Raw genomic sequence first — 7291 nt, 5'->3', positions numbered from 1 at the left:
TGGCCTGAACACTATCCAAAAGAAGTGTTCAGAGGCGAAGGGGGAAACCTCAGTTAAGGTTGAAAGACGAGTAGACCCTGACTATTGTAATGGGGTGAAAAGGAAGAGACCCGAGAGGAAACTCGATGACGGAGAAACCCACACTGAGTATCGGTGAGATGCAAGGGGAAAATTGCCTGGGTCAGTGAGACGTGAGGGCTAGGGAAGCCGTAATCCACCGAGAAGTAAACAGGAATAGCCAGAGGGATGCAACATCCCAAAACCGCGGAGAGGAACGTAAACGTGAACAAACAGAAATGGTACTCTCTTATCGACAAAGTATATCGGGTAGAGAATTTAGAAAACGCTTGGAAGCAGGTTAAAGCGAATCGTGGAGCAGCAGGCGTTGACCTTAAATGGTTTGAAAAGATTGGTTTTGTCAGTCTGTTAGGTGTTTACGAAAATCTTTGTGCTAAAAAGGCGAACTGATGGAAGAGCCGTGTGCGATGGTCCGCATGCACGGTTCCGTGAGAGGGGCGAGTAATCGCCCCTACTCTATATTTGTTGAGAGACAAGGGGAAGATTGTAAGGAGTATACGATACATTACAAAATGCAAAAAAGCTTACGGAATACAAGGGATTCTTACCTAAAAGGTGAGAATCCCTTGCTTATTAAAAGCATATGGAGTTTTTGATTACTTGATTAAAATGGTGTGTTCCTAAACTCGCGCGGCGTTACTCCAACATTATTGCGGAAATTGACCACAAAATTTGATTCTGCAGAAAATCCGCATTCGACGGCGATTTCCTTGATCTGAAGGGTTGTTTTCTTTAGTAGCATCTTTGCATGGTTTAATCGGGTTTTTACTACATACTCATATGGGGAATAACCGGTATCCTTTTTAAAGTTTCTGGCAAAATGGAAAGGACTTATATTCACATAGGAAGCAATAACTTTAAGATTGAGCTTTTCTTTAAAGTTAGTCTCGATAAATGCCATAGCTTCTAAAACAGGGTCAAATTTATCAGGTTTCGGTACAATGAAATCATAAGAGAGCATGAGTAATTCCGAAAGCATCCTCTGGATATAACATGACATTAAGGGCTCGGAAAGGGGGCTACATGCCCTTGCATCTTCGAGGATCATATTCAGATACTTGGGTATTATTAGACAATTACTCAAAGGGATGACACATCCGAAACGATCATAAATCAGTTCAAATAGTTCCTTGCTAATGTTACCGTCATAATGAAGCCACAACGTCGTCCATCCGGTATTCGTATAATATCGATGTGGCCTATAACAGTTGACAATTACTAAATCATTTTCTTTGGCTGTATATACTCTGTCATTATAACAGACCGTTCCTTGACCTTTTACTATAAACATAAGAAGGTAACTGTGGTATTTGTCCCTTTCTACATAGTAGTTATGATCACAGGAGAATTTGCCTGTACATATTAGATGAAAGAAAAGAGATTTTGCCAGGTTACTGGGCGTGAAAAAGTAATATTCCGATTCTTCAAGTACTCCTTTTTCATGCACCCTCATAATGAAGCCCCCTCACGATAATTCAATAGCAAGATTTCGAAATACATCAGCAACATAAAGTAATGAAAGGTTATGAAATCAGTATATAATATGAATTAAGACCAAGCAAGATTTACCCCATAAAATTTGATGATGCCATTAGGCGCTCGGGAATGGGAGAAGAGGGGTGGGTATTAAGTAATTATCGTTTGTTACAGAGTTGGATTAGAGCCTGTTAAGAAATGGTAGTCTGTTTATCTAAGGTCAGAAGGTAGGGAAGAACATGTTAATTGTAGGCGAACTTATTAATACTAGTCGAAAAGCAATTAGTGAGTCGGTTGATAACGGTGACGCACAGTATATTAAGAAGATAGCGATCGAACAAGTAGAAGCCGGGGCGGATTATTTGGATGTAAATTGCGGAACTAAGGTCTTTCGTGAAAAGGAAACAATGGAATGGCTCATAAACACAATCCAAGAAGTGGTTCAGGTCCCGCTATGCATAGATAGCCCGAATTCTGAGGTTCTAGAAGCGGGTCTAGCGTTATGTAAGTATGGACAGCCCATGATTAACTCGATTACTGATGAGAAGGAACGTTTTCAAAAAGTCATCCCCTTAGTATCTAAGTATAAAGCTAAAATTATTGCACTATGCATGGACGATACGGGAATTCCAGAAACGGCTGATGGCCGTATGAGGATACTTAAAAGTTTATATGTGAATCTTCAGGCTAGTGGGGTTCCGGATTATGATATGTATGTTGATCCACTTGTAATGCCGATCAGTAGTGTTGAAACAGCGGGAATGGAGGTCCTGGATACTATTAAGGCGATAAAGACAGAATATCCGAATGTACATTTTATGTGTGGGTTGAGTAATGTTTCTTATGGGCTGCCGAACCGGAAAACATTGAACCGACTATTCGTGGTTCAAACTATGACATTGGGCATGGATGGTTATATATTAAATCCTACTGACAGGGGAATGATGGGAACAATTTTTGCTACCCAAGCTTTAATGGGGCAAGATTCATATTGTATGCGTTACTTGAGTGCGCATAGGACGGGTTTATATGAGGAGCAGCAAAAAAGTTAATTATGACAATCACTGTTATAAAGCTAAATGTAAACTATTTTTTAATTACGAGAGGAGTTAAACACTATGAATCATCGTGAAAGGGTATTAGCGGTTTTAAATAAGAAGCTACCGGATCGAGTACCTATGGATTTATGTAACTCTGCGAGCTTTATTAATGACCCGGCTTATTTTGCCTTAAAAAAATATTTAAATATTGAGGGTGATATTGAGCAGTTTCGCAAAAATTTCACAGCAAACTATTATGATCAGCGTGTGTTAGAAGCCCTAGACATTGATTTTCGCCACGTTGGGCTAAAACCACCTACGGGTTACCAAAATAAAACCTACGTTGATGGCTCTTTCTCTGATGAATGGGGTGTTGTATATAGGTTATTAGGAAACGAAAGAGCTATCGTAAAATATCCTTTAATGGAAGCAGACGAGAGTGATCTTGATAAATATTCATGGCTTGATCCATATGCTCCCGGACGTACTGAGGGTTTAGCCGAACGTGCACGAGATTTGTACGAAAATACAGATTATGCTGTTGCTGCACATGCTGCACATAATTATGGTTTTTTCGATACGGCTTGGATTATGAGGGGATTTGATAACTTCCTAGTTGACCTTATGATTAATAAGCCATTTGCCAAGCATTTATTAGGGAAAATTCTCGATATATTTTTAGGATTACATGAGGTGTATCTAAATGCAGTGGGCCCAAATATTCATACGATAATATTTTGTGAAGACTATGGGATGCAGAATGCTCCATTTATCTCTCCTGCGTTATATAAAGAAATGTTACAACCGTTCCATAAAGAACTTTTCGCCTTTATTAAAAAGAAGGCACCTCAGGTTAAAATAATATTCCATAGTTGTGGGGCTGTTTATCCATTGATTCCTTTGTTAATTGAAGCAGGAATTGATGTTTTGAATCCTATCCAGCATACGGCTCAGGGAATGGATCCGCTCAAAATAAAGAAGGAATTTGGATCTGAAGTTATATTTCATGGTGGGATAGATGTTCAGCATGCTCTATCTGGAAGCGTAGAGGGTGTGGAAAAAGAAGTTAAAAATATGATTGACGTATTAGGACAAAACGGTGGTTATATCGTGGCGCCTGCCAATGTCGTTTCGGGAGAAACTCCTCCTGAAAACATCGCGAGTCTATACAGGATGGCAGCAAACTATGGCACGTATGATTTGAAATAATAGGTTAGGCTATGGTTATATATTTTAAAATAGAAAAGGAGTCGAAGAAATGCAAATCCTAGATGAAATTAAAGAAGCACTTATGAGCGGAGATGCCAATCAAGTTCGGGAGCGAGCCACTAAAGCACTGGAAGCAGGCCTAGATCCGGTTACGATTATCAATGAGGGGTTTATTATGGCTATGAATGTTATCGGAACTAAGTTTAGAAATAATGAAATTTATGTGCCTGAAGTATTAATTGCCGCTAGGGCAATGCATGCTGGACTGGATATAGTTAAACCCCTTTTGACTGGCGATGCCCAGCAAGGGAAAGGAACTGTATTAATTGGTACTGTGAAGGGGGATCTTCACGATATCGGGAAAAACTTGGTTATTATGATGTTGCAGGGTGGCGGTTTTGAAGTGGTTGATTTGGGAATAGATGTTTCGGCAGAAAAGTTTGTGGAGGCTGTTGAACAAAACAAGCCGGATGTCGTAGCAATTTCTGCCTTATTAACCTCAACAATGACAAATATGAAGACTGTTATTGATGAGTTAGCCGCTTATCGCGATAAGGTGAAAATAATTGTGGGCGGTGCCCCGGTTACGCAGAATTTCGCTGATCAGATTGGTGCCGACGCTTATGCTCCGGATGGTGCCTCGGCGGTAGAGAAGGTTCGTGAACTTATAGGTATAGTCTAAAATAGTGTTTTACCTCTATGCAGTAGGGAATTTCCCATAACAGAGCAACTCGTTAGATGCCATAAACGCCTGTCAACGTTGATTGAAACGTGGATGGGCGTTTTTACATGTGTTGGTTGGTTGCGCACACAATTGGGATCTTTATCTGAGAGGTGCGCATTTTACTTCTCGACCCACGTGTGGAAGGGCAAGATTGGGAAGCTGAATTTCACCTGAAGATCGTGGAGGCGGCAGGTAATCGGGTCCTGATGAGACTAATGATTAACCTAGAGGAAGTAACCGACCTCAACTCAACCATTAGGACGCAAGGGCAAGAATCCTCCCCATTTCAATGAGGAGGATTCTTGCCCGTTACTATTTGTCGGTCGATATTTCTGATAATAATGGTATTTAATAGGGATTTATGTTATGTCAACAGTCTTCCTCAGTGCTTGGCTATCCGTGGTGGCCTCGATGATCCGGATGATATTGCTTGCTGCTTCCGGTTTGACCATTAGTTCAGCACCGTTGACAATAACATATTCGCCTCCCGTCTGAAAATTGGAATTCTCGGGGACTTATAATTTAAAAAACTTGATGTTTTCTTCAAGGTCTTCAGCCATTTTCGCTAACATGGTTGCTGCATCGCGAATATCCTCCATCGAAGCATCTTGCTCCTCAGTCATCGAGACAATACTTTCCATACTATAGGCGATTTCCTGAGGGATGTCGGCTACTACCTTGATTGCAGTTACCATGCCATTAAGTTGAAGGCCTATTTCCCTGACCGCAGCAGCAGCTTGTCTAGCTAAGGCGGTAAAGTCATTAACCCCTTGAGAGATATCTTGAAAGGCTTGACCAGCTGCATTGGCCATTGCTAGTCCTTCATGAACCGTTGACTTACCTTCCTCAGCCACTTTAACGGCTATGGTGGTTTCGTGTTTGACTTGACCGATTAAATTACTTATTTGGCCGGCAGCTACGCTTGATTGCTCAGCAAGTTTCCGAACCTCGTCGGCAACCACGGCAAACCCCCGTCCTTGCTCACCGGCTCGCGCGGCTTCGATGGCAGCATTAAGAGCAAGCAAATTGGTTTGCGCGGCAATATTCGTGATCAGAGTCAGGATTTGGTCAATTGCTACTGTCTTCTTGCCCAAACTATTGGTTACATCGGCGATGTGGTTAACTTTTTGCTCAATTGACAGCATTTGTTTGACAGCCTTTTGAACGACCAAATCTCCGTTGGCAGCTTTAGCTACGGTGGCCCGGGAGCCATCCGCGACTTTGTCAATATGCCTGATGATCTCAGTAATCTGGTCGGTAACATGTGTGGAGGCCTTATTTGTTGCTTCAAGGCTGGCAAGCCTTTCCTTAATTCCGTTCGTCACGTCCTGAATTGAAGAAGCGATATGTCCGGTAGCCTGACGTCCCTCGTCGGCACTGGCTGTGAGTTCCTCCGAGGATGCTGCAAGTTGTTCGGAAGAACTCACAAGGCCTTGAATGATTGATTTTAGTTGTGTTGTCATGGTATTAAGATTTCTTGTCATTGCCCCGAACTCGTCCTTGGATCTGGCGTTCAGAGTGGTACTGAGATCTCCGGAGGTAATTAATTCAGCCATCCCATTAACTCGCTGAATGTTTTTAACGATGTAATAGCTGTACCAATAGAAGATTACCCCGCACACCAGGGCAGCGCAAATGATGAGGGCAAGCATACGGTATAAGAGGGCCTGGAGTGGAGAGAGAAGCTCTGCTTCGGAAATATCGGCAGCCAAGATCCACCCCAAGTTAGGGACTTGGGCATGATAAACCCGACGCGCTCCATTATTAGTATAAGAAAAACTGCCATCCTTGTTCAAAAGCATGGTCTTCGCGCCAACCTGCAGACTTAGGTTTGAATCTTCAGTGATTATTTCTTTGAGAATTTTGTTTTGGTCAGGACCTGCTAAGTAGGTTCCGTCGGTGTCGAGAAGATAAAAATTGGCTTTGACCTCCATCTGCATGCCTTTGATGATCTGTTGTAAAGTGACAAAATCAAGATCCCCTGTGGCGACACCTTGAAATTTACCCTGGGCATCAAAGAAAGGCGCGCTGACTGTCATCATTGGGCCCTTTGTGACTTTACTGTAAAAGGGGCCGGTCCACACCGACTTGTTTTTGCTCTCGCTGGCAGCTCTATACCATTGTTGAGACGGGTAATCATATTGGTCAGTCGAATATTCCTCCGTGTAAGTGGGCAGGCCTTGATTCTTATAGACATATGGCCCGAAGTATTTCAGATCGGCCTTGAAAGCATAAGGTTCGAACCAGATACCTGTACCAAAAGTAACGTCGCTGACTGTCACTACGCGTTGGAGCAGATCCTCATACCCTTTGGCATCGAATTTATGACTGCTTGCTTCGACTGTCCTGGCGAGGCTCTGCACCAGCGTGTCATGGGCAGTAAGGTTTTTACTCATATCTTCAATGGTTTTGTCAAGCTGGGCGTGGATGCTGTTTTCAATTTCCCGATTCAATAACGTTTTAGAGAACTGGTAGCTGACACCTGCTATAACAACTAATGTCAGAATGATTAAAGGCAAAACAGTCATTAAAGTCTTGAACTGAATACCAGCAAAACGGGAATTCCGGCTTCTCCAGTTTCCTCGACCGGCAATCCCGAGAATTTTGCCTTTGAAAGCAGTTGATATACTGCTAAAACGGGAATTCTTGACTCTCAAATTAGTTATTTTTCATCACACCTTAACCACGTTCTTAAATAAAATAATCCTTTAGATTAAAAGGATTATTTTATTTCGCAGGGCAGCTGTTTGCAATTTCATTAAAT

The 7291-nt window shown here is 42.1% G+C and carries 6 protein-coding genes; 4 read left to right on the top strand and 2 right to left on the bottom strand.

All coding sequences use genetic code 11. The annotated features are described in order from the left end of the window. Window positions 1–282: 282 nt before the first annotated feature. Window positions 283–468, top strand: coding sequence for a hypothetical protein (locus JL57_RS32350; protein WP_291300857.1), 186 nt, complete (start codon window positions 283–285; stop codon window positions 466–468). Between the two features lie 214 nt (window positions 469–682). On the opposite strand, the gene JL57_RS32340 is transcribed toward JL57_RS32350, so the two are convergent. Beyond that, entirely contained in the window at window positions 683–1531 is an 849-nt protein-coding gene (locus tag JL57_RS32340) for an AraC family transcriptional regulator (protein ID WP_034145976.1), read from the bottom strand. Between the two features lie 262 nt (window positions 1532–1793). Here JL57_RS32340 and JL57_RS32335 point away from each other — a divergent pair, with 262 nt between their 5' ends. The 3 genes from JL57_RS32335 to JL57_RS32325 all read left to right on the top strand — a co-directional run bounded on the left by JL57_RS32335 (window position 1794) and on the right by JL57_RS32325 (window position 4485). After that, window positions 1794–2606, top strand: coding sequence for a methyltetrahydrofolate cobalamin methyltransferase (locus JL57_RS32335; protein WP_034145975.1), 813 nt, complete (start codon window positions 1794–1796; stop codon window positions 2604–2606). A 66-nt stretch (window positions 2607–2672) separates the two neighbouring features. Then, window positions 2673–3803, top strand: a complete 1131-nt coding sequence (locus JL57_RS32330; RefSeq protein ID WP_034145974.1) for a uroporphyrinogen decarboxylase family protein — start codon at window positions 2673–2675, stop codon at window positions 3801–3803. Window positions 3804–3852: 49 nt separating this feature from the next. Then, window positions 3853–4485, top strand: a complete 633-nt coding sequence (locus JL57_RS32325; RefSeq protein ID WP_034145973.1) for a corrinoid protein — start codon at window positions 3853–3855, stop codon at window positions 4483–4485. Window positions 4486–5042: 557 nt separating this feature from the next. On the opposite strand, the gene JL57_RS32320 is transcribed toward JL57_RS32325, so the two are convergent. Continuing rightward, window positions 5043–7184 (bottom strand): methyl-accepting chemotaxis protein, encoded by a 2142-nt coding sequence (locus tag JL57_RS32320; protein WP_291300856.1) that lies wholly within the window; start codon window positions 7182–7184, stop codon window positions 5043–5045. Window positions 7185–7291: the final 107 nt, after the last annotated feature.

The sequence above is a fragment of the Desulfosporosinus sp. BICA1-9 genome (assembly GCF_000802135.1).
The sequence above is the reverse complement of the archived record's forward strand: the minus strand, read 5'-3'. Positions and strand labels throughout refer to the sequence as shown.

Bases quoted from the DNA above. Each gene is read 5' to 3' on its own strand.
- JL57_RS32335 (WP_034145975.1), top strand. From the start codon at position 1,794: ATGTTAATTGTAGGCGAACTTATTAATACTAGTCGAAAAGCAATTAGT.
- JL57_RS32325 (WP_034145973.1), top strand. From the start codon at position 3,853: ATGCAAATCCTAGATGAAATTAAAGAAGCACTTATGAGCGGAGATGCC.
- JL57_RS32330 (WP_034145974.1), top strand. From the start codon at position 2,673: ATGAATCATCGTGAAAGGGTATTAGCGGTTTTAAATAAGAAGCTACCG.
- JL57_RS32340 (WP_034145976.1), bottom strand. From the start codon at position 1,531: ATGAGGGTGCATGAAAAAGGAGTACTTGAAGAATCGGAATATTACTTT.